Genomic DNA, 22,391 nt, shown 5'->3' with positions numbered 1-22,391 from the left:
CCCGCGCCCCCCGATGCCGTCGGGACCGATCTCAGCTCGAGCAATAGCAAGAACCACTTGGAGGACTACATGCCCGGCATTCTCGATAGCACCGCCACACGCGGCACCATGGCAGTCGACTGGGAGCAGAGGCTGGACTTCGACCGGCTCCGCTCCGAGCGGCTCGCCCGGCTCAAGGCCGAACTCGAGCGCTCGGACGTCGGCGCCCTGCTGGCGTTCGACTTCGCCAACATCCGCTACATGACCGCCACCCACATCGGCACCTGGGCCATCGACAAGATGATCCGGTTCAGCCTGCTGACCAGGAACAGCGACCCGATCTCCTGGGACTTCGGGTCCGCCGCGAAGCACCACAAGCTCTTCAACCCCTGGCTGGACCAGACCACGGCGGAGGCCGACGCCGATCCCCACGCGCCCCATCACGGAGCGACGCGGCCCCGGACGGAGTCCGGGGCCAGGGCGGGCATCTCCCTGCTGCGCGGAGCCTTCAGCCCCGACGCCGAAATGGCCGAGAAGGTCGCGGCCAAGATCAAGCGCGAGCTGGAGAAGTTCGGACTCCTGAATGAGCCCCTCGGCGTCGACGTCATCGAACTGCCGATCCTCTTCGCACTCCAGAAGGCGGGCATCACCGTCGTCGATGGCCAGCAGATCTTCCTCGAGGCCCGGCGGATCAAGACCAGCGACGAGATCACCCTGCTCACCCAGGCGGCATCCATGGTCGATGCAGCCTACGAGGACCTTTACGCCTTCCTGCGCCCTGGCGTGCGGGAGAACGAGTGTGTCGGCCTGGTGTCGAAGACGCTCTACGACCTCGGCTCCGAATACGTGGAGGGCGTCAATGCGATCTCGGGGGAACGATGCTCCCCCCACCCGCACGTATTCTCTGACCGCCTGATCCGCCCCGGGGACCCGGCGTTCTTCGACATCCTCCACAGCTTCAACGGCTACCGGACCTGCTACTATCGCACCTTCGCCGTCGGTTCCGCCAGCATTGCCCAGCGCGACGCCTACAAGCGCGCCCGCGAGTACATGGACCGGGCCATCGCTCTCGTGCGTCCCGGGGCCACGACGGCGGACATCGTCAGCGTCTGGCCCAAGGCGCAGGAGTTCGGCTTCCCGGACGAAGAGGCCGCCTTCGCCCTGCAGTACGGACACGGCGTCGGCCTCTCCATCTGGGAGAAGCCGATCTTCTCGCGGCTCGTGTCCCTGGACCACCCCGAGATCCTTGAGGAGGGCATGGTCTTCGCGCTGGAGACCTACTGGCCCTCGGCCGATGGAATCGGCGCGGCCCGCATCGAGGAGGAAGTCGTCGTGACGGCCAACGGCTGCGAGGTCATCACAAAGTTCCCGGCTGAGGACCTCATCGTCGCAGGCAAGCGGTACTTCACGGTCAACGGACCCCTGAGCACCCTCCGCGACTCCCAGTCCCACCTCAACACCCCGGAGGGGAGCGGCATCACGGTGCCCTGATCCCTGGGCAGCTGACCTGCTCGAGAGGGCAGCAGTGGCGGGGCGATGGACCCCCGCCACTGCTGTCTCGCCCGCCCGGGAGCGCCCAGGCCGGACCAGGCAGCGGGAACCTCCTCGTCGTCCAGGCGCAGCAGCGTCACGGTTTCCACAGCTTCACGGGCGCATTGGACTCATAGGCCTTGCCCAGGGGAAACGACACGAGCTCGAACTGCATGCCCCAGGGCGACAGGAAGTACACCCAGCGCTGACCTTCGCTGGCCCCGGAGCTGCGCGTCGGCTCGCCGAGCACCTGAACCCCTCGAGCCTTCAGGTACGCGATCGCCTCATCGATGTCCTCGACGTAGAAGGCGATGTGATGGCCGCCGACATCTGTGTTCTTCGGCTGCTCGCGCCGCTGATCCGGCGATTCGTAGTTGAACACCTCGAAATTGGCGCCGTTGAAGCATCGGTAGAAGCGGATCTCCCGCATCACGGCACCGGGGTGGACGTTGAGCCGATGGCTCATCAGCTCCGGGTTCCGTGGGTAGGGACCCAGCGAGTAGACGTGATCACACCCGATGACGTCAACCAGGAATTCGTGTGCCTCCTGGATGTCCGGGACGGTGAAGCCTATGTGGTCGGTTCCGGTGATTCCCGGCAGGCCGCGCCGCGGCGCCGGGGTGTTCGACTCGTGCAACTGGAGTCTCCCTTCTGTCGTGCGTCAGTGGTCGAAGATTTCTGGATGGTCCTCCAGGGCGATGCGCGTCTTGCGGATGTGCATCCCCAGCAGTTCCTCGGCCGACCTCGAGTCCCTCCTGCGGATGGCAGCGACCAGAAGGCGATGTTCGAGGTGGGTCTCCTGCAGGCCGTCGGTGCCGGTCAGCTGAACGTACGCCCGCCTGTAATGCTGCGTCGTGTTCCACTGTCGCTCTACCATCTCAAGCAGCCGGCCCATGCCTGCGTCCTGGACGCTGAGCAGGTGGAACTGCCGGTCTAGGTCCATGAACTCTTCCGCCGAGGCAGAGCCCTCGATCCGACGCGCCAGCTCCTCGAGTCGCTCGATCGTCTCCCCGCTCATGTGCTTCACGGACAACCCAAGCGCGAGCGGCTCGAGCCGCTCGCGGATCAGGTATGTCTCCTGGCACTCGCCGAGGTCCATGGAGCTCACCCACGCGCCGGTCGCAGCGACGAGCGTGACTAGGCCTTGGGACTCCACGATGCGCAGAGCCTCGCGGATCGGCAGCCGGCTGACACCGAACTCCTCGGCGATCTGCTCCTGGCGGATGCGCGTGCCGGGCGGCAGCGCGCCGGAGAGGATGCGCGCCCTCAGCTCGTCGGCGATCTGCTGGCTCACCGCCCCTGACTTCTTCAGCATCAGAGCTTCCCTTCATACGAATTCCCTAACATTGGATCCAATATCGCCGAAATTCTCCGCATAAGATCCCTTGGGTGCTTGTATTGGATCCAATCTATCACTATTGTGGGATGAGACACATCTCTCTCCCTTCGCGATCCTTCTGGAGCAACGATGCCCACTACTTCTCCCCTGTCTCTTTCCGCGGACTGCACCGAGCTGCAGACGACGCGTGACGACTGGGACGCAGCGGATCCAGCCCTGCTGGAGACCATGCTCGTCCAGATGCAGACGGTCAGGACCTTCGAGGAAGCGGTCCTCCAGCTTGCGGGCGAGGGGCTCGTCCACGGCCCTGCTCACTCCAGCATCGGCCAAGAGGGCGCCGCCGTCGGCTCTGTGCTCGCCCTGGCCGCGGCTGACGGAGTCAACGGCACCCACCGCGGCCACCACCAGTTCCTCGCCAAGGGCCTCTCGTACCTCCGGCCCGAGGGCCTGACCCTCGCCGACGGCATCAAGGATGACCGTCTGATCGAATTCCTCCGGTGCACGATGTCCGAGATCCTGGGTCTGAAGGCTGGCTTCAGCGGGGGCCGCGGCGGATCGATGCACCTCCAGTGGATGGAGGCCGGCGCTTTGGGCACCAACGCCATCGTCGGCGGCGGTGTTCCCCTGGCCGCCGGGAATGCCTGGGCCCAGCGCCGGGACGCCCAGAACGCGGAGGAGGATGGCGACGCATCGGGCATTGGAGTGACCGTCACATACTTCGGCGACGGGGCCTCCAACATCGGATCGACGCTCGAGACCTTCAATCTCGCTGCGGCCTGGCGCCTGCCGCTGTGCTTCTTCATCGAGAACAACCTTTACGCGGTGTCCACCCACGTTGCAGAGGTCACCGGCGATCCACGACTCGCCGCCCGAGGCCCTGGCTTCGGCATCACCTCCTGGCGGGTCGACGGAATGGATCCACTGGCGGTGTATCTGGCACAGCGGGCCGCCGTCGGACATATGCGTGCCGGCCGCGGCGCCACCCTCATCGAAGCCGAGACCTACCGCTACTTCCACCAGAACGGACCCTTCCCGGGAAGCGCCTTCGGCTACCGGAGCAAGGAGGAGGAGAAGCAGTGGCGCGACCGGGATCCCTTGCGCAGGGTCGCCGATGAGATGACCCGCCGCGGACTCGTCTCGAAGGAGCAGCTGGAAGACCTGCAGTCCAGCATCGCCGAGCTGGTCGCCGGTGTCGTGGAGGCCTTGACCGAGAAGGACCCCGACAGCAGCAAGGGCGCCCGCCGTATCCGCCCGGCCCTGTGGCCGGACCCGGCCACCGTCGACGATGGCATCAGAGCCGAGCTGGTCGTCGGGGGCCAGGTCCTGTCCGACGACTATGAGCGAGCCGCCAGGCCGCGGCGTTTCGTCGACGCCATCGCCGACGTGCTGGGCCGCCGCATGGACCTCGACCAGGGCGTCGTCATCCTCGGCGAGGACGTGCACCGGCTCAAGGGCGGCACCAACGGGGCCACCCGGGGCCTGAAGGACGCCCATCCCGACCGGGTGCTCGGCACTCCCATCAGCGAGAACGCCTTTGCCGGCCTGGCCGGGGGGCTCTCGATGACTGGCCGGTACAAACCCGTCGTCGAATTCATGTACTCGGACTTCGTATGGGTCGCCGCCGACCAGATCTTCAATCAGATCGGCAAAGCCAGGCACATGTTCGGCGGCCAGTCCGGGATGCCCGTCGTCCTGCGCTCGAAGGTCGCCATGGGCGCCGGATACGGCTCCCAGCACTCGATGGACCCCGCAGGAATCTTCGCCACCAACCCCGGCTGGCGAATCGTTGCTCCCTCCACTCCGGGCGACTACATCGGACTGATGAACACCGCTCTCGACCTGCAGGACCCCGTCCTCGTGCTTGAGCATGTGGATCTGTATGGCACGCAGGGGCCCATTCCAGAGGGCGATCTCGACTACCGTCTGCCTGTCGGCCGGGCAGCCGTCCGACGCGCGGGCAAGGGCGCCACGGTCCTGACCTACCTGAACATGGTCGGCCTCTGTCTGCAAGCCGCGGAGCAGCGTTCCCAGCTGGATGCCGAAGTCATCGACCTGCGTTGGCTGGACAAGGCCTCGCTGGACTGGGAGGCGATCGGGGCATCGATCAAGAAGACGAACAATGTGCTGATCGTGGAGCAGGGTGCGTCAGGAACTTCGTACGGCGGATGGCTCGCCGACGAGATCCAGCGGCGCTTCTTCGACTACCTCGACCAGCCGATCCAACGGGTCATGGGCAGGGAGGCTGCGCCCAGCATCTCCAAGGTTCTGGAAGCCGCCGCGAATGCCGACCTGGACGACGTCCTGACCGGCTTCGACGAGCTCGCCCGCAACCTCGGCCTCTCCTGACCCTCGCGACCGAAAGACCACAGAACCATGGCAACCATTATCACCATGCCGGCCGTCGTGGCCGACGCAACAGAAGCAGCACTGCAGGACTGGCTGGTCGCCGTCGGAGACACGATCGCTGTCGGCCAGCCGATTGCCGAGATCGAGACCGAGAAGGCCACGGTCGAGCTGGAAGCAGAGGCCACAGGTACGGTCGGACGCCTCCTCATCGACCCCGGCACCTCGGTGGAAGTCGGCGAACCCATCGCCGTGCTCGTCCAAGCAGGCGAGGACGAGGCCACCATCGACAGGGAGATCGCCGCCGCCGGACACGCCGTCCTCACCGCCGCCGGACAGCCGGTACCGCACGACACGGAAGCGCCCGCCCCTGACCATGTCCCCGCCGAAGCTCCCAACGTGGAGGTCGCCGAACCCCAGGTCGCCGGCAGAGTGTTCAGCTCTCCTCTTGCCCGGAAGCTGGCCAAGGACATGGGAGTCACGATCGCCGACCTGACAGGGTCGGGACCAGACGGCCGAATCCTCCGTCGGGACGTCGAGACGGCAGCTCAGAGGATCGCCGCCCAGCCCGCCGCACCTCAGGAACCCGTCGCGGCCAAGGAATCCGAAGAGCCCCGGGCCGCGACTGAAGGCTACGAAGACAAGCCGCTGTCCGGCATGCGCCGCGCCATCGCCCGGCGACTGACCGAATCGAAGACCAAAGTTCCGCACTTCTACGCATCGGCAGACGTCACAATGGACGCACTGCTGGACCTGCGGACCCAGGTCAATGCGAGCCTGGCGGCGGCGGGACAGAAAGCCACCGTCAACGACCTCATCCTCAAGGCCCTCGCCGGAGCCCTCGTCGACGTGCCCGCAGCGAACGTCGCCTGGCAGGGCGACCGCATCCGTTACTTCCGGAGCGTGGACATCTCGGTGGCCATCGCCACCGACGACGGCCTCCTCACCCCCGTGGTGCGCAATCTGGAGAACATGTCCATCGGCTCCGTCTGCCGCGCGACCTCCGACTACAAACAGCGCGCCGACGCAGGCAAGATCAGGCAGCAGGAGCTGGAGGGGGGATCTTTCAGCCTGACCAATCTGGGCATGTACGGCACGCGGGAGTTCTCGGCCATCCTCAATCCGCCGCAGGCAGGGATCTTGGCTGTCGGCGCGGCCGAACCACGCCCCGTTGTCACGAACGGCGAATTGACGATCGCGACCGTCATGACCTGCACCCTGTCGGCCGACCACAGGGCAATCGACGGAGCCGTGGCCGCCCAACTCCTGGCTGCCTTCAAGCGCCGTATCGAGAACCCGATGAGCATCCTGCTCTGACCCGCCCCCGACACCCTGTTTGGATAGGAGAACCTCAGTCATGGCAGAGACCGCAGAGCATGCAGGCCTTCGCAAATCGGCTCTCGTCGTCGGAGCAAGCGGCATTGCCGGTTCCGCGATCGTCGAGAGGATAACCAAACAGGACGGCTGGGACATCGCCGGTCTGTCACGAACACCGACGGCCCACGGGAACAGCCGCCATATCCGCGCCGATCTCTCTTCCCCCGACAGCCTTACCCAGGCGCTGGCGGACGAGAGACCGACGCACGTCTTCTTCACCGCGTGGTCCCGCCAGGCAACGGAAAAAGAAAACATCGCGGTCAATGCCGGGATGCTCCGCAACGTCCTCGCTGCGCTCGCCCACGCACCTGTCGAGCACGTGGCCCTGATGACGGGGCTGAAGCACTATATCGGCCCCTTCGAGGCCTATGGCCTCGGCCAGATGCCCGACACGCCATTCGTGGAAGATGAGCCCCGGCTTCCCGTGGACAACTTCTACTACGCGCAGGAGGACGAGCTGGTGGCCGCTGCCGAACGGCAGGGATTCCGGTGGTCGGTGCACCGTGCCCACACCGTAGTGGGCCACGCCGTCGGGAACGCCATGAACATGGGCCTCACCCTCGCCGCGCAGGCGACCATCTGTCGGAAGCTCGGACGCCCCTTCGTCTTCCCCGGCTCAGAGACCCAATGGAATGGCCTGACGGACATGACCGACGGAAGCCTGCTGGCCGAACACATGATCTGGGCCGCAACCACTCCTGCGGCCGCGAACGAGGCCTACAACATCGTCAACGGCGATGTCTTCCGTTGGCGAAGGATGTGGCCGAAGCTCGCATCCTATTTCCGCGTGGAACCCGAGGGCTTCAACGGCGACCCACGGCCCTTGGTGGAGCAGATGCGCGGCGCGGACAAGATCTGGGCAACGATCGCGGACGAGCACAGCCTCCAAGAACGGGACCTCCGGCGGGTGGCCTCATGGTGGCACACCGACGCCGACCTCGGACGCAACTTCGAGGCACTTGCCGACATGAGCAAGAGCCGCCTCGCCGGATTCACCGGCTACCGGCGCACCGAGGACTCCTTCCTGGGGCTCTTCGACCGTTACCGCTCAGATGGGGTCATACCTTGACTCGAACAAGGGGGGACAGGACCTCCACTGCACCTGAGACGCCAGCCGAGGATTGGAGATCTCTCAGCGCTGGCAACCGCGTCACAGTCACTGAGCCACGCAAAACCCTATACACAGCCACTGTCGACACGAAGACTACTGATTCGACAGTCCTCTGGGTCGTCGCCGACAGCGGTCCCCGCCGAGCCTTCGACCATCGAGATGGAGTAAGAATTGAGTCAGCTTCGGGCGGCTGATCCAAATGACGGGGAAGTCCACCCAAGCGCCGCTATCGCCAGGCAGAAACTAGAGTACTCAGGCTAGTCCAAGCCATCGGGCCGGGATCTCCGGCCAGCTGGTCGGGCAGGGGTGTTCGTAGGCGGGGAGCTTGGCTTACTCGGAGGCGTCCCACTCCGGACGGGGCACCGCGCCGGTAGGGCCACGACGCGCACGGGCTCGTACGCGGACCCGCGGGAAGGCTGGGATCCGCTGCGGGCCCTGGGTCACTCGGGCTCCACTTTTCCGGCAGCGGTGCCCTGCTCGAGGGCGGCGGTGATGGCCGCCGGTGAGGGCAGGGATGCCTTCTCCTCGGCGGGGAGGGTGTCGTAGGTGTAGGCGGCGACGGCGACCGGGGTCGCTGAGGCGTCGAGCGCGTACCGGACGGTCTGGTCGTTCTTGGACCCGCAGACCAGGATCCCCACGGTCGGGGCATGGTGGCCCAGGCGGAGCATGCCGTCGACCGCGGCGACGTAGAAGTTCAGCTGCCCGAGGTGCTCGGGCCGGAAGCGTTTGGACTTCAACTCGACCACAACGTAGCGGCTGGAAGGTATGTGGAAGATTATCTGGAGCCTTCGCTGGGATGACAGTGATGTAATTCACGCACGGTGTGGCACCCCGAAAACTGCGTCGTTGGCGATCATCCTGATCGTGTCAACGACGAGAAGGCGGGATGGCTGGATTCATGCGCGTGCAGGCGATGGCGTTGCCGAACACAGATGAGCGTTCATACACGGTTGTGGACGCGGGAATGAGGCCGGTCAAGCCTGTCGAGGCTTTTCTCGCCCACCTCCAGCGGACGAGCTACTCTCCCAACACGGTCAAGGGCTACGCGCACGACCTCAAAGACCTCTTCTGGTGGCTGGATGAGACCGAGAAGGATTGGCGCGCCCTGGGCTTGCAGGACATCGGCGAGTGGGTTGGTTGGTTGAGGACGCCGGTTAAATACCGGGGCAAGGGTGTCGCGGTGCTGCCGAGGGCGGCCCCCTCGCTTCGGGAGCGATCGCTGGAGCGCAAGCTCGCGGCGGTGTCGGCCTTCTATGACTTCCAGCGGCGTCACGATGCGCTGGTGGATCTGCAGATGTCCCGCTGGGTGGCAGGTGCGGGACGGGGACGGTTCAAGCCGTTCCTGGACCACGCGATGAGCGGAGCGGTCCGGCGTGAGATCCGGCTCCGAGGCGTCACTCGGCCCGCTCCCAAAGTGATCGCGCGCGAGGACATCGCGCGCGTCCTGGCAGCGTGCGGCCGGCATCGGGACCGGTTGCTGATTGGCACGCTGTTCGAGACCGGGATGAGGGTCGGCGAGGTGCTCGGCCTTCGCCACAGCGATCTGAGCATCTCGCGGCAGGAAGTCGACATTGTTCCCCGCGAGAACAGCAATGGCGCGCGGGTCAAAGGGCAGAAGGCGCGCAGCGTTCCGGTCAACGCCCAGCTGTTCACCCTCTACGCCGATTACATCGACGAGGAGTGCGGCTCCGTCGACTCGGACTACGTGTTCGTGAATCTCTGGGGCGGCCGCCGCGGGCATCCGGTGACGTATTCCGGGGTGCGCGATCTCGTGCTCCGCCTCAGGGTGCTGACAGGCCTCGAAAACTTCACCCCCCACCAGCTGCGGCACACCTATGCCACCGAGCTGATCCGGCGCGGCACCGACTGGGCGGTCGTCCAGCGGCTGATGGGACACGCAAGTATCCAGACGACCCTTGGCATATACGGCCACTTGACCGCGGCCGATGCGCGAGCGGCATTGACGGATGCTGGCTGGTTCGAATCAGCTTGGCCGGGAACACCGACGGGCGAGGAAGGACTGTGATGGCCTCCCCTCTTCTGGCACCGGCCGACTCCGCCCTGGGGATACTGACCGCGGCTGTCCGGCCCGAGTTCAGGAAGGACATCCTGGTCGCTTTGGCCGCGCACCCCATGTTCTCGTACGGCATTTGCAAGGTGGCATCCTGCGACAACGAGGCCTTCACGCGGAAGGACCTCTGCAACGCGCACTCGCAGAGGTGGAAACATGCAAGGGCCCGAGGCGCGGATTGGGACGTCTGGCTGTCAACGGTTACCCCGATCCACACATATTCCGGCTGCACCGTCAGTGGGTGCCTCTTCGCCCGCAAGAGCCACGGCCTGTGCAGCCGCCACGCGCGACTCTGGAGGCTGTACGGCTCCGCTGAGGATCCCGCGCAGTGGGCCAGCCGGGCGTCCCCGCTCGCTGAGATCGGGCCCCAGCTCGAATGCCAGTTCCCCGACTGCGGGCTGTGGAGGGATGGCAAGCAGGTCTTCTGTGGGAACCACTTCGCCCAGTGGAAGAGAATCGGTGTGCACAATCCGGGCATGACCTTGGAGGATTTCGTCGTGAAGATCTACGAGGCTGGCGTCCCGGCACTCGATCTCAGGGGCCTCCCGGACCAGCTCGCGTTGGAGATCCAGTACGCCTTCCAATGCTGGGCGGACCACGGGCGGCGCCGCGCCAATGTGTACATGTGGAATCGCGCGATGCGCTTGCTGCGCTCCACGGGGGCGCAGAGCTTCCTCGACCACACCCCTGAGGAGTGGAAGAGGCTGATCAATCCCGGGCCGGGGGGCCGCCCCTCGGTATCCTTCCTCGCTTGGGGCTATGAGCAGGTGGACACTCTCCTGAACGGGGCCGGGTGGCGGACCGAGTACGAACGCGATTCGTGGAGACTCGCCCGCCTCGGCCATCCGGAATACCCGAGGCGGAAACTGGACTTCGTCCCTTTCCGCATCCCTTGGCTGCGGGATCTCGTCAAGCGCTGGACCCGCCACAGGCTCAGCAGGGGCTTCGTCGTGAACACCGTGACGCTCGACCTCGGCTCCCTCACGGACTTCGGCCAATACCTCCAGGCGGGCGACGCCATTCCGCACTCAGCTGAGGAGCTCTCGAGGTCCCTGATCGAAGGGTGGGCAGCGGATCTCGGCATGCGTGTTCAGAGGGCAGAGTCGAGGGGCGAAGCACCTGTGTGCGGTGAGGGCATTCCTGCGCGACGTGCATCAGTACGAGTGGGCGCCGGGGCTGCCCGCTTCGAGCACGATCTATCCCCAGGACATACCGCGGCTGACGGAGCGGCTGCCCGCACGGGCGGTCAGCGAGTTCGTCATGTCCCAGATCGAGGACGAGGCCAACGTCGCGAAGATGGCCAATCCCGACTACCGTCTCGTTCTCGAGCTGATGATCCGGTGCGGGCTGCGGATCTCAGACGCGATCGGTCTGCAGCTGGACTGCCTCGTTGTCGATGGCGACGGCAACCCATATCTGGCCTACTACAACCACAAGATGAAGCGCGATGCCTACGCCCCGGTGGACGAGGGAACCGCCCAGCGCATCAAGGCGCAACAGCTTCGAGTCCGGAATCGCTACGAGGCGGGCTCGGCTGCCGTACTATTCCCCGCATACAAGTCAAACCCTGACGGCACCAAGGCACTCCAACCCGAGGGGTTCCGCAACCACTTCAAGAGGTGGCTCGCGGCCATAGCCGTATCTGATGAGCTGGGACGGCCGGTCAAAATCACGCCCCACCAGTTCCGGCACACGTTCGGCACGCGACTTATAAATAGGGATGTGCCGCAGCACATCGTGCAGCAGCTTCTGGATCACACCTCCGCCGAGATGACCAACCACTACGCCCGGCTGCATGACAAGACCGTCCGCGCCAGCTGGGAGAGGGCGCGGAAGATCAACGCTCGCGGAGAAGAGGTCACCCTTTCGGAGGACCATCCTCTGGCGGACGCACAGTGGTCGCGAGCTGGGTTGGACAGGGCGAAGCAGACCCTCCCGAACGGCTTCTGCGGAATGCCCGTCCAGAGCGCCTGTGAGCACGCCAACCCCTGCCTAACCTGCCCGTTGTTCATCACCACTCCCGAGTTCCTCCCCCAGCACGAGGCCCAACTGCGGACGACGCTGGAGCTCATCGACGTCTCAAAGTCCAAGGGCCACAGTCGCATCGTTGAGAAGAACGAAGAGATCCTAGAGAACCTCACCCGCATCATCGGGGCATGCCGAGGCTGCTCGCCCAACGAAGTTGTCGTGGGCGGCCGGGCCGAAATGACGGGAGCCAGCGAGGCCAATCGTGCGAGCTGACAACAGCCGCCATCTGGCCAAGGCCGCCGCCGAGCGCAAGGCCGCCTCCCGAGAACGCGTCGTCGCCGTCCTGAGAGACCTCCACGCAAGTGGGGAAACCGCGAACGTCACCGAGGTGGCTCGCAGGGCAGGTGTTTCCCGCGCCTACATCTACGCCCAGGCGGACGTCATCGCAGCGCTCCGAGAACTGAACGACGCGAATGGCGGCCGAAAGCCTGGGATCCCCACAAACCAGCGAACGACCCCCGCCTCCCTGCTGGCGAAGGTCGAAAACCTCTTAGCCCGTAACAAGCAGTTGCGCGAGGAAAACCAGGCACTGCGCAAACAACTCGAAATCGCCTACGGCGAGCTCCGCTTGGCTGGTGGGGCCCCGCGAAATCGAACAACAGGATGAAACGGGTGGCCCCGACGGACTGATGGACCGTCTCGAAGACCATTTTGCGAACCGGGAACCTTTTCGGGTCCTGCGGACACTACGAGGCATGAGGCTGATGGGGGAACCCGACGAAGATCTGTGGCGCAAGTGCATCGCCGGCGACGCCGAGGCCTTCGGGGTACTTTTCGACCGACACGCCAACGCAGTCTTCCGGTATTGCCTTTCCCGCTGTGGGTCCTGGCACGACGCGGAAGAGCTCGTCTCGGTCACGTTCTTGGAGGCGTGGCGACAACGGAACAGGCTCAGGCCGGAGAGAGACACGGTTCTGCCGTGGCTTCTCGGGGTCGCCACGAACGCGAACCGCAACCGTGCCAGGGCTTCCCGCAGGCATGCCGATTTCCTTGCAAGGTTGCCGTACTCGGACCCGCGCCACGGCGAACTTGAGGCCGACCACGCCGAGGCCGTCGCGTCGAGGCTCGACGCTGAACGCGTGGTGCGAGAGCTGCTTGATACCGCCGCGGGGCTGAACGACGGGGAACGGGACGTCGTGATTCTGTGCCTGATGAGCGGATTTACCCAGGAAGAGGCTGCCAAGGCCCTCGGCGTGCGGCCCGGCACGGTCAAGTCCCGGCTGCACCGGGCACGGGCCAAGCTGGCCAGACTGAACGGAGCCGAGCACGTCGACCAAATCGACGCCAAGATCGTTGAAGCGAGGATGTCATGAACCTGTCGGAAGTGACCTATCCGAAGGACACGAAGGACCGCGTCCGGAACTTGCTCATCCAGGAAGCGCGCCGCAAACCCAAGCCCGTCCGCAGGTGGCCTGCTTTCCCGGCGGTCATCGCCGTCGCTGGCACAGCGCTGGTCGGCACCACCGCGGCCGGCATCTACACGGCACTCGCACCGGTGAACGACAAGCGGGACATCCGCTGCTACTTCCACGCCGATCTCACCACTAGGCCCCCCGGGTCGACCATGCCGCCGTACATCACAGCTGGCATCTTCGACACGGGGTTCGACGCGCAGAAGGGACCGAACCCGGACGACAGGAACGCGGGTATGAGGCAAGTCAGCGACCCCGTGAACCTCTGCAGCCGTGTCTGGAGTCAGGGGCTAATGAACCCCGCCGGGTTCACCGACGACCTCATCCCCACGGGCTTCGTGTCCCCCGTACCCGGGAGCGTCGTCCCCGGCCATAACTACAAGGACCAGAACGGGCACCCGCTCGCGTCGGACCCAGACCTGTTGGGCCGCTTCGGTCACTACATCCCGCATCTGGCCGAATGCGTCGTTGACAACACCGTCGCCGTCATCCCGGGAGAACCGGAGATCTGCGCCCGGCTCGGAATGCCCGCCCTCGAGAAATAGCCCAAACTCTTTGCCTGCTCGACCGCCGGAGTCGGTCCGACGGGCACATGAGAGCACAGGGTTCTCCGCGTCGTGCGCCTATTCCGGCCACTCCGGCGGGCGCCATCCAGACAGATACTTCTCTGCAAGGCCGACAAGCTCCGTTTCGGCGTCGGTCTGGCGGAGCAAAGCGACGCTTTCCCTAAGTTGGTCCTCCCCGATTACTTTCACGAGCGCATCCCATGCAAGTTCCGGCTCGATGTCCACATGCCGCGAACCCATTGCCTGCGTTCGACGGTAGGACTTAGCTGAAGCCAGAAGATCCCGTACGAACTCTGGATTGCCTGAGACGTTGACGGGACTGGCTTCTCCGTCCCTGGACGTGGCAAAAAGATACACGCGAAGCAGGTCCCATTCTTGGCCGGAGTCAGTGGGCAGGACTGATCGGGCTTCATCGACAAGTTGGCCCTCCAGCTCCGCCGCGACGGGCTCACTGATGAGCCGCGATCCGCTGCCTTCGATGTGGCCGATTGAGCGGATGAGGAGAAACCGAGACGAATAGCTGTGCACATTGGCGAGAATTCGGCGCACGATAGTCTCGCGTTCGCTCTCGTCCTCAATGGGCCGCAGCATTCTCACCACGACCCGCACGACGGTCAGGTCAGGCCGGCTGATCCCGAAGACCCCTTGATTCGGCCGATGGGGTAGCTTCGGTATTCGATTAAGGAGGACGACAGCGGACGGCACGACGGCTTCCAGAGGGAACTCCCCTTCGTATGCCTCGAGCGCGCCAATCGTATCCTCGACACTTTCATCGGGGATTGAATCAAGGAATTCGTCGAGTTCCGAAGCCTCGGTCATCAAAGTGAACGCGTGCTCCGCCGAACGGAACGAGGCCAATTCTGCGGGAGCGACCCGATCCAAGTAGAGCGAGAAAAAGTCGGCATGTGCGACCCTGTGCTGGCGGCGCCACTGGCTCAATGAACCCGGGCCATACGAGTAGTTCTCAAAGAGGCGCTGGGCGGCCGGGAACAGTCGTCTGATGACGTTCTTGACGAAATCAGCGTTCCCGGACTTTTCAAGTACCTCCTCCATCCTGGCCTTGTGCTGCCTGAGCAGCAGGTCCGTGAATGATCCAATGTTGGTGAGCAATGCTCGTACTGACTGGAGGTCTGCAAAGATCTCGGGCCGGAAGATTCGTATGGCTTCCAGGGCGATGACGTCAACGAGCTCGACGTCCTGGTGCAGCGCATTGATCGTCGACTTGGCAGAGAGGGCAAGCCTGGACACGTCCCGCATGTTGGACATCAGTGGTTCCACGAGCTCGAAGTAGATGTCGGCCCATCGCGTGGAGTCGAAGAGAGAGTCTTCGAGGCCCTCGAGGATTCTGTCGAGCTCCGCGAAGACTTTCGAACGTAGCAGGGTATCGGGGACAGCAGGAAGATCGAAGGCCAGTTGGATGATCTTCTCCAGATATGCCCGCCCAGGGACACCGTCTTCGTCGAGGGCTGCTTCGACGCGATGGCGATCGAACGCGAGCACATAGATCAGGTTGGGAAAGCTGGCCGTGAGGCGCACGAGCTTGAAGATGTCGCGGATCTCAGGAGTTGTAAGTCGGTCGATGTCATCGACTACGACCACGATTGGCTGGTCAACCTGTTCGAGTGCGTCTGCCACCTTGGTCCGCTTGGACGTTGCGCTGGCGCGCTTCTTGCGGATGCTGTTGGCCGATTGAAGCGCCTTGACCGAACGATCCCACCAGGAGCCGAAGCCCGGGATGAGGGCCAACGGGCTCAGGACCGTGCTGTACTCGTCGATGCGATCTGCGATCGCGCCGAAACGGCTGCCGTCTTTGAGTCGAAGCTGGGACGACAACTCAGCGAAGAAGAAGTCCGTGAGCTGTTGTGTTCCCGAAAAGAGCCAAGGGTTGAAATCGACGACAGTGAGGGCGGGATCCGCCGCAAACTCTTCCCTCATCAGATTGATGAAGGAACTCTTGCCGACGCCCCAAGGACCGAGGACGCCGACAACGACGCCCTGATCAGTGCTGAGTGATCGCAGGCTCTTGGCGAAATCATGCGCCAACGGAGCGCGCTGGAGTGAGTCCTCTTTGGACGTGGTGATCGGGTGGTCGACCGGCGGTCGCAGTTCGTCGAGATCCTCTGCCATAACGCCCCCTAGTCCACGTCTGGTTCACCGCCGCTTGCAGCCCAAGGGAGGTAGTCCCTCGGGCTGTTGTCGCACGCCTGCCCGAGTCTACGACCCCGGACCGCAGAGACTCATCGATCAGGCCGCACCGGCGCTTTGCGTTTCGCGGCTTCGGACGAGCCAACGGAGTGCAGCGTTTGTATCACTGACCGATACAAACGCTGCAGACGGCATCCCGCGCAACAAGCTCTCGCCCCTACGTCAGTTACATGGCAGACAGACGACAGGCTGGGTCTCGCTGGACAACTACGGACCTCGCCATTGCGTAGCTGTAGATAAGGAAGAGGAGGAGGTCGATGAAGTAGTCCTCGTCGCCCTCGATCGAGAGCCGGTACTGGCGCCCGACGAATGCGAACCCGGGGCCGAACTCGGCCAGGGTCTGGGACATGCGCAGGGTCATGGCCTCCTCCATGGCGCGCTCGTCGGCCTCCTCGGTCAGGCCGAGGAAGTCCAGCACCAGTGGGTCCTTCGCGACCTCCCGTGCCAGGTCCGTCCCCTCCCCCGGCAGGCGCGCCTCGAGGTTGTTCGGCGCAGCCCCGGCACGGGTGTGGAGCCGGGTGAGGATGTGGTGCTCGAGCACCGCCACCGACCAACCGTGCTGGACCGTTTTGGCTGCGTACCAGAGGCGGGTCTGGTGGTCCGGGACCTTGTCGAGCAGGACGACGTTGTGGCTCCAGGTGATCTGTGCAGACGGCGTCTGCACAATCTGCTCGGGCCACGCCTCGGCGAAGGCGCGCATGTAGTAGAGGTTGCGCCGGCTGAACCCCTTCATGTGGGGGAACTCGGCCCGCAGGTCAGAGGCGAGACGGTCCAGGACCTTGCTCCCCCAGGGCGCGGTCTCCTGCCTCTGGAGGATCGTGCGGCCGATGCCCCAGTAGAGCTCGATCATGGCGGTGTTCACCACGCGCTGGGCATGGTGCTGGGCCGCCCTGACCTGGGACTTGAGCGAGGCGAGAGCGTCCGCGTATCCGCCGGGCAGGTTGGGCTCGAGCTGTGCCATGGGAATCACCCTAGTCGCCTCCATCGGATGCTCTTCGGCCGCGCTGCCGCGAGCGGCTCCGGGCCCCTGGCCCCCAGCCCGGCGCCCTCCGCAGTCGACCCCGATCGCGCAACAGCCTGTTGCCCGATCGGGGCCCGGTGGCCTGCCTCGGACCCCGGCACTGCGCGTGAGGCCAGCCGCTCCGGCGCGTTCCGTCCCTGTGGGCAGTGGCGGGACCTAGACTCAGGCCTTGTCGGCCCGGCCCGCACCGCCGGGGCCCGAGACCGGAAATTCTCACCATGGGGGAACAAGAGAATATGAGCCACGCCCAGCCGCCGTGCGGCAACGGACCGAAGACGCCCACTGATCCCGGCATGCCCGCATCGCGTTGCGCCGTCCGGCCCTGGCAGGGCCTGGGGGCAGCCGCTGCAGGCGCGGCGCTCGTGCTGCTCCTGGCCGGCTGCGGCGCTGCCGCGCCGGCGGTGCAGGCAGCCCCTACCCGGACGCCATCTGCCGCAACGGCGACGAAGACCCCCAGCCCGACGCCGTCTGCGACGGGCGAGCCGCTGGACCCGGACGCCGCGGTCGCGGCGGACGGGTCGGCGCCGAACGCGCAGCCCGCGTACGCGACCAGGGCCCTGGACCTGCTGGCGAAGCTGCCGGTGAAGGGCCGGGCGCCGAAGACCGGCTACGACCGGGCCCAGTTCGGCCCCGCCTGGGCGGATGTGGACCACAACGGGTGCGACACCCGGAACGACATCCTCAGGCGCGACCTCACCGGCGTCGCGTACGTGAACAGCGTCCCCTGCAAGGTCGCCTCCGGCACTCTCGCCGACCCGTACACCGGGAAGGCGATCCAGTTCGTGCGCGGGAACGCGACCAGCACCGCGGTGCAGATCGACCACGTCGTGGCCCTCTCGGACGCGTGGCAGAAGGGTGCCCAGCAGCTCACCCCCGCCCAGCGCACCACCCTGGCCAACGACCCGCTGAACCTGCAGGCCACCGACGGGCCCACCAACGAGCAGAAGGGCGACGGGGACGCGGCGACCTGGCTGCCGCCGAACAGGCCCTACCGGTGCACCTATGTGGCCCGGCAGGTTTCGGTCAAGGCCACCTACAGCCTCTGGGTCACCCAGGCCGAGCATGACGCCATCGCCCGGATCCTCACCGACTGCCCCGACCAGCTCGCCCCCACTGACCAGCCCGCCCCCGCCCCTGCCGCGGCACCGGCCCCCGCAGCACCGGCACCGGTCCCTGCTGTACCGGCACCGGCGCCTGCACCGGCGGGTGCCTACTACGCGAACTGCACGGCGGCGAAGGCCGCCGGGGCGGCACCGCTGTACCGCGGCCAGCCCGGCTACCGGCCCGCGCTGGACCGCGACGGCGACGGCATCGCCTGCGAGAAGTAGCCTGCCCGGGGCGGAAGGCACGGACGGTGCCTCCCGCCGCCGCCTATCCCCTCGTGGCCCGCGACGGCCACCTGCAGACGGGTCCGGCCGACGCCAGCCCCCCGACGACGCGCCCCTCCTCCCCCGCGACCGCGGGGGCAGGACGACACCACGTGAAAGGAACCCCGACCATGGGAATCTCGCTGGAGAAGGTAGAGCAGAAGGCCCCCGAACTCCTGACCCTGGCCAAGACGGCCGCCGACGCGATCGACACCGCCCGCCTGAACGGGCAGAGGGCCAAGGTCGCCCTCGTGCTCGACTACTCCGGCTCCATGCGCAGCAAGTACGAGAGCGGGGCCATGCAGCGCCTCACCCAGACCATCCTCGCCCTCGGAGTGCACCTGGACGACGACGGCGAGATCGACCTGTTCACCTTCGACAGCGCTGCCCGCCACGAGGGCACCGTGACCCTGGAGAACTTCCGCGACGCCATCGCCAAGATCACCGTCAAGCGCCGCATGGGCACCACCGACTACGCCGCTGCGTTCCGCACCGTCCTGGACCACTTCAGGCTCGCACCGAAGGCCGGCGGCGGGCTCTTCCGCAAGAGCGCCGGCTTCAGCGCGGTGGACGCGCGCGACGGGCAGCCCGTCCTGGCCGTGTTCCTCACCGATGGCTCCCCCGACAGCAAGGCCGCCGCGGTCCGGGAGATCACCCGCGCGTCCTACGCGCCGGTGTTCTGGCAGTTCCTCTCCATCGGCAGGGAGAGCATCGCCTTCCTGCAGGAGCTGGACGACCTCGAGGGCCGGTACGTGGACAATGCCGACTACAAGCCCGTCGGTGACGTGGATGCCACCAGTCCCCAGGACCTCTATGCCATGCTCCTGGACGAGTACCCCGGCTGGCTCGCGGACCAGCGCACCCGCGGCCACATCCACTAGGACACGGGCGCACGGCCCCGCCAGATGCCGGGGTCCCTGCCGGCACGGGGCGGGGACCCCGCCGAGGAGCGCCCGCGCGCCTGACCCGGGAGGATCTCGGGTGCCTCTACGGTCAGAAGCATGGCCTTGGCTGAGGAGCTCGAGGGCCAGACCTCCATCGAGGAGGCCCTGGCCGACCTCGGCGAGCCCTGGACTGCCCTGACCGGCTGGAGCGACGGCCCCGGACAGCCCACACTCTTCTGAACACCCGCAGCCACTCCCCTCCGCATATTCCCTTCATTGCATATTCATCTGAGGGACCATCCGGGCGGTCCCTCCTGGTAGGCCGCCAGCCGTTCGGACGGATGCCGCCCGGGCGTCGCACCGCTGGTAGGGTTCTCAGCCATGGCAAAGACTGTGATCATCGAGCTCGTCGACGACCTCGACGGGACCCCGGCAGCTGAGACGGTGCGCTTCGCACTCGACGGACGCCACTACGAGATCGACCTCAGCACGGCCAACGCGGCCCGCCTGCGCGAGGCACTGGCCGGTTTCGCCGGGGCAGCGCGGAGGCAGGGTCCGCCGCGGCTCCGCCGCACCATCCTGAAGCCGCAGCAGCGCGTGATCCGCGACTGGGCCGCCGCCCACGGGATCAAGGTCAGCCCCCGGGGCCGGATCCCCCAGACGGTCGTCGACAGGTACATCGCCGCAGCAGCCTGACCCCGCACGGACGACCCTGAGCGGCAGGCCGGGCAGGGCACTGGTCGGCCCGCAACGCCCACACTGCCGCGAGCACCAGCACGAGCGGCATGCCGCAGCGCCCGGGCCCCCGTCCGAAGCCGGCAGACGGCATTCCGGCCCGCCCCGGGTTACGCTGTCCCTGCGGACCGCCCGTCGGCTCCCCGCAGCGCGGCACCGGCCCGGCCTGAAGGCCAACCCGGGGACACCCGGCCAACACCTTCCGGCACAACCGCCTCGGCCCATCCCTGCCTGACCGATCCACGGCCGCCAGCCCCGAGACGGCACCGAAGACCCCCGAGCGAGCCACTCCCAGCCCGGAACCGTCACCGGACCCGCGCACGGCCGCGAGGACGATCCCACGCCTTCCAGAGCGTCGACGACGCCCCGCCCGGAGCATCCCCCTGCGCGCAGCGTGCGCGCCCGCGGGATCCCGGTGCGCGCGGCGGCCGACGCCAACCCAGCAGCCCTCAGCACCCCTGCCCTGAAGGAGCACCCATGACCCCGCAGACCGAGGAGCGCATCCTCATCGAAGCCCACACCCGCGGCGATCTCGAGACGAAGCTCGAACAAAGCCTCAGCACCCTCATCGAACAGGCCCGCGGCCGCGGTGACCGCGGGATCGCTGTAATCCGCCGATCCCCCCAGCACTACATCGTCGAGCTCGATGCGCGCGTGGCGTACGGGACCATCCTTGAACGGTGCGAATGGCAGGCATGACCCCTGAATGCCGCAGGGGTATCGCCCCGGACACGACTCCGGCCCAAGCGCTCTGCGTCCATCCGAACTGCAAGCGCCTCGTGGCGCACCACCGTTGAAAGTACAGTCCCACCTCTGACGTCATGTCATCCCTCAGTTCCAAATACCAAGGCAGTCAGCTCTTGCTCCAGGAAAACAGAGTGCAAGCGGTTGCCGAGGAACCCCTCCCGCTGCGCCCTGTCTTCGATGAAGTGGACAAAGGAAGAACAGGTAGAGTTCCCTCTTGACAGAACAGGTGTAGAAGGGGGGGGCACTCTTGACTGACTCAAATGACGACGATCGGGGAGCGCTAAACTCGCTCAAGGATGCTCCATCGACGGGAAGCCGGGCCGAATCAAAAAGAACAAGGCCTGCGCGTCGGAAGAAACAGAGGTCCGAAGGGCAGCGCCATACCGCCGACCTTGCGTTCAGGGCTGCGCTATTGGCTTCTGCGCTTCAAATTGCAGCAAACGGTAAAGTCATAGCCGATATCGTTCCCGAGCTCGGCAGTCCCGAGAATCGTGGACGGACGTGGGCTGCACTCGGGGAAGCGCTGGCAAGATGGAACACCGAGGCAACCATCTCGACATCTGATGCCGTCGTTATCGCCACAACTCTCCTAGTATTCACCGTCTCGTTCAATATTGCCTATGTGGCGACACTTCTCATCCGCGACGGTGATTCAGACGCTGGAGTCCGCAATGCCAGTCCAGGCCATGAGGACTCCGCGAAGGAGCAATGGGCAGGCATGGTCAGAGGTCTTACAGTTATCGCATCGGCTCTCAGTTTTGCTGTCTCGCTGACCACGATCGCTAAGCCAGGCACTTTCCTGGCGCTCCTCACACTGTCAATCCTCACGACTTTGACGTCAAGAATTATGTACGTCAGTCCGCTGGGCAAGCCACTCCGAAAAAGAGAGGTCATAGAAGCCGAGGAAAGACTGCTTTCCAGAGACAAGAACCTACATGCTTGGGAGGCCGAGGTCGTAAAATGGAAAGGCCCGGCCTCAGGGTCTTTTCGCTACAATAAGGGTCGGATTTTCTTCGGCACGCTTCTGGCATCCACTGTGGTTGCAAGCGTCCCTGGAATGTTCGTGGTTTGGCTTTCCGCTAGCCCAGAAAGCATCCGCGCTTCTGATCTAGGGGACTGGCTCCAAGCCGGTGTGCTTGTCGTCTTGATAATGATTGTCGTGTCAGGTGCGCCGTCCTATCTGGTTGTGGTTTTTTCGCACTACTATTTCGTATCTCGCGCCTATCGGAGCAGGCACGGAACTACTGCAGTCATTGTAGGCGCCGCAGTGGTTGGCATTCCCTACTTTGCATCCGTTTTCTTCCCATTGCTGGTCGGAGGCTCATTCTGGTTTGCCTGTATTTCCCTTGGTGCCTGGAGTCTTGTAGCTTCACTTATCTGGGTCCCTTGGATCCGGGGCCGAGGCCCTGGGCTCTATCTATGGGCGAGCGTTTCAAGCGAGCTAGATGCTGATGTTGCCGCCAGCAGTCGTGAATTAGCAAGCTTGATCGACCCAGCAGGAGAGGTGGAGACGGGCTAAGGGGGGCTCCACTGCCGTCGGAGCTGGATTATTGGCTGGACGCCAGATCTCGAAAACTGCGCGCGCGGCCCGCACAGTGAAGGCTGTGGTGGGGTCCGCGACGCTTTAGACTCCTTAGACGCATCTTGGTTCGTCCGGGCGACTTAACATGAATCCA

The 22,391-nt window shown here is 65.4% G+C and carries 20 protein-coding genes; 15 read left to right on the top strand and 5 right to left on the bottom strand.

Going from position 1 to position 22,391, the window contains the following annotated elements; all coding sequences use genetic code 11:
* The first annotated feature begins 69 nt into the window (after positions 1-69).
* Complete coding sequence (locus RBS60_RS11400; RefSeq protein WP_307957680.1) at positions 70-1,470, top strand: Xaa-Pro peptidase family protein; 1,401 nt, start codon at positions 70-72, stop codon at positions 1,468-1,470.
* A 136-nt stretch (positions 1,471-1,606) separates the two neighbouring features.
* Here the strand turns inward: RBS60_RS11400 and RBS60_RS11395 are convergent, their stop codons facing one another.
* Together RBS60_RS11395 and RBS60_RS11390 are read right to left on the bottom strand one after the other, a co-directional pair.
* Positions 1,607-2,146, bottom strand: a complete 540-nt coding sequence (locus tag RBS60_RS11395) for a VOC family protein (RefSeq protein ID WP_307957679.1) — start codon at positions 2,144-2,146, stop codon at positions 1,607-1,609.
* A 24-nt stretch (positions 2,147-2,170) separates the two neighbouring features.
* On the bottom strand, positions 2,171-2,824 hold the full coding sequence (locus tag RBS60_RS11390) for a GntR family transcriptional regulator (RefSeq protein WP_307957678.1): 654 nt from the start codon (positions 2,822-2,824) through the stop codon (positions 2,171-2,173).
* Positions 2,825-2,977: 153 nt separating this feature from the next.
* Here RBS60_RS11390 and RBS60_RS11385 point away from each other — a divergent pair, with 153 nt between their 5' ends.
* Genes RBS60_RS11385 through RBS60_RS11375 form a run of 3 tightly spaced genes read left to right on the top strand, consistent with a single transcriptional unit; the run spans position 2,978 to position 7,637 of the window.
* Positions 2,978-5,194 (top strand): thiamine pyrophosphate-dependent enzyme, encoded by a 2,217-nt coding sequence (locus tag RBS60_RS11385; RefSeq protein WP_307957677.1) that lies wholly within the window; start codon positions 2,978-2,980, stop codon positions 5,192-5,194.
* Positions 5,195-5,221: 27 nt separating this feature from the next.
* Positions 5,222-6,508, top strand: coding sequence for a dihydrolipoamide acetyltransferase family protein (locus tag RBS60_RS11380; protein WP_307957676.1), 1,287 nt, complete (start codon positions 5,222-5,224; stop codon positions 6,506-6,508).
* Positions 6,509-6,548: 40 nt separating this feature from the next.
* On the top strand, positions 6,549-7,637 hold the full coding sequence (locus RBS60_RS11375; protein ID WP_307957675.1) for an SDR family oxidoreductase: 1,089 nt from the start codon (positions 6,549-6,551) through the stop codon (positions 7,635-7,637).
* Positions 7,638-8,119: 482 nt separating this feature from the next.
* On the opposite strand, the gene RBS60_RS11370 is transcribed toward RBS60_RS11375, so the two are convergent.
* Positions 8,120-8,446 carry a PDDEXK nuclease domain-containing protein gene (locus tag RBS60_RS11370; RefSeq protein ID WP_307957840.1) on the bottom strand — a complete coding sequence of 109 codons (327 nt, stop codon included), beginning with the start codon at positions 8,444-8,446 and terminating at the stop codon, positions 8,120-8,122.
* 119 nt (positions 8,447-8,565) lie between these two features.
* On the opposite strand from RBS60_RS11370, the gene RBS60_RS11365 reads away from it, so the two are divergent.
* The 5 genes from RBS60_RS11365 (at position 8,566) to RBS60_RS11345 (ending at position 13,735) form a co-directional block, all read left to right on the top strand.
* Positions 8,566-9,705, top strand: a complete 1,140-nt coding sequence (locus RBS60_RS11365; RefSeq protein ID WP_307957674.1) for a tyrosine-type recombinase/integrase — start codon at positions 8,566-8,568, stop codon at positions 9,703-9,705.
* Positions 9,706-10,878: 1,173 nt separating this feature from the next.
* The gene (locus tag RBS60_RS11360; RefSeq protein WP_307957673.1) at positions 10,879-11,991 is read left to right on the top strand and encodes a tyrosine-type recombinase/integrase; all 1,113 of its coding nucleotides are present in this window, start codon (positions 10,879-10,881) and stop codon (positions 11,989-11,991) included.
* The gene (locus RBS60_RS11355) at positions 11,981-12,385 is read left to right on the top strand and encodes a DUF6262 family protein (protein WP_307957672.1); all 405 of its coding nucleotides are present in this window, start codon (positions 11,981-11,983) and stop codon (positions 12,383-12,385) included. Before RBS60_RS11360 ends, RBS60_RS11355 begins: the two co-directional genes overlap by 11 nt.
* Before the next feature lie 88 nt (positions 12,386-12,473).
* The gene (locus RBS60_RS11350; protein ID WP_307957671.1) at positions 12,474-13,091 is read left to right on the top strand and encodes a sigma-70 family RNA polymerase sigma factor; all 618 of its coding nucleotides are present in this window, start codon (positions 12,474-12,476) and stop codon (positions 13,089-13,091) included.
* Positions 13,088-13,735: a hypothetical protein gene (locus tag RBS60_RS11345; RefSeq protein WP_307957670.1), complete on the top strand. Its 648-nt coding sequence runs from the start codon at positions 13,088-13,090 to the stop codon at positions 13,733-13,735. The genes RBS60_RS11350 and RBS60_RS11345 overlap by 4 nt, the downstream gene beginning before the upstream one ends.
* Before the next feature lie 78 nt (positions 13,736-13,813).
* Here the strand turns inward: RBS60_RS11345 and RBS60_RS11340 are convergent, their stop codons facing one another.
* Complete coding sequence (locus tag RBS60_RS11340; protein ID WP_307957669.1) at positions 13,814-15,883, bottom strand: P-loop NTPase fold protein; 2,070 nt, start codon at positions 15,881-15,883, stop codon at positions 13,814-13,816.
* A gap of 244 nt (positions 15,884-16,127) precedes the next feature.
* Entirely contained in the window at positions 16,128-16,922 is a 795-nt protein-coding gene (locus tag RBS60_RS11335; RefSeq protein ID WP_307957668.1) for a PDDEXK nuclease domain-containing protein, read from the bottom strand.
* Between the two features lie 353 nt (positions 16,923-17,275).
* Between RBS60_RS11335 and RBS60_RS11330 the strand changes: the two genes are divergently transcribed.
* The 6 genes from RBS60_RS11330 (at position 17,276) to RBS60_RS11305 (ending at position 22,234) form a co-directional block, all read left to right on the top strand.
* Positions 17,276-18,310 (top strand): DUF1524 domain-containing protein, encoded by a 1,035-nt coding sequence (locus RBS60_RS11330; protein ID WP_307957667.1) that lies wholly within the window; start codon positions 17,276-17,278, stop codon positions 18,308-18,310.
* A 170-nt stretch (positions 18,311-18,480) separates the two neighbouring features.
* Positions 18,481-19,230 carry a VWA domain-containing protein gene (locus RBS60_RS11325; protein ID WP_307957666.1) on the top strand — a complete coding sequence of 250 codons (750 nt, stop codon included), beginning with the start codon at positions 18,481-18,483 and terminating at the stop codon, positions 19,228-19,230.
* Positions 19,231-19,350: 120 nt separating this feature from the next.
* Positions 19,351-19,473 (top strand): hypothetical protein, encoded by a 123-nt coding sequence (locus RBS60_RS11320; RefSeq protein ID WP_307957665.1) that lies wholly within the window; start codon positions 19,351-19,353, stop codon positions 19,471-19,473.
* 141 nt (positions 19,474-19,614) lie between these two features.
* Positions 19,615-19,929: an Lsr2 family protein gene (locus RBS60_RS11315; protein WP_307957664.1), complete on the top strand. Its 315-nt coding sequence runs from the start codon at positions 19,615-19,617 to the stop codon at positions 19,927-19,929.
* 516 nt (positions 19,930-20,445) lie between these two features.
* The gene (locus RBS60_RS11310) at positions 20,446-20,667 is read left to right on the top strand and encodes a hypothetical protein (RefSeq protein WP_307957663.1); all 222 of its coding nucleotides are present in this window, start codon (positions 20,446-20,448) and stop codon (positions 20,665-20,667) included.
* A gap of 295 nt (positions 20,668-20,962) precedes the next feature.
* Positions 20,963-22,234: a hypothetical protein gene (locus tag RBS60_RS11305; protein WP_307957662.1), complete on the top strand. Its 1,272-nt coding sequence runs from the start codon at positions 20,963-20,965 to the stop codon at positions 22,232-22,234.
* Positions 22,235-22,391 lie beyond the last annotated feature (157 nt).

The organism is Sinomonas sp. ASV486, assembly GCF_030908215.1.
GTDB lineage: Bacteria > Actinomycetota > Actinomycetes > Actinomycetales > Micrococcaceae > Sinomonas > Sinomonas puerhi.
The sequence above is the reverse complement of the archived record's forward strand: the minus strand, read 5'-3'. Positions and strand labels throughout refer to the sequence as shown.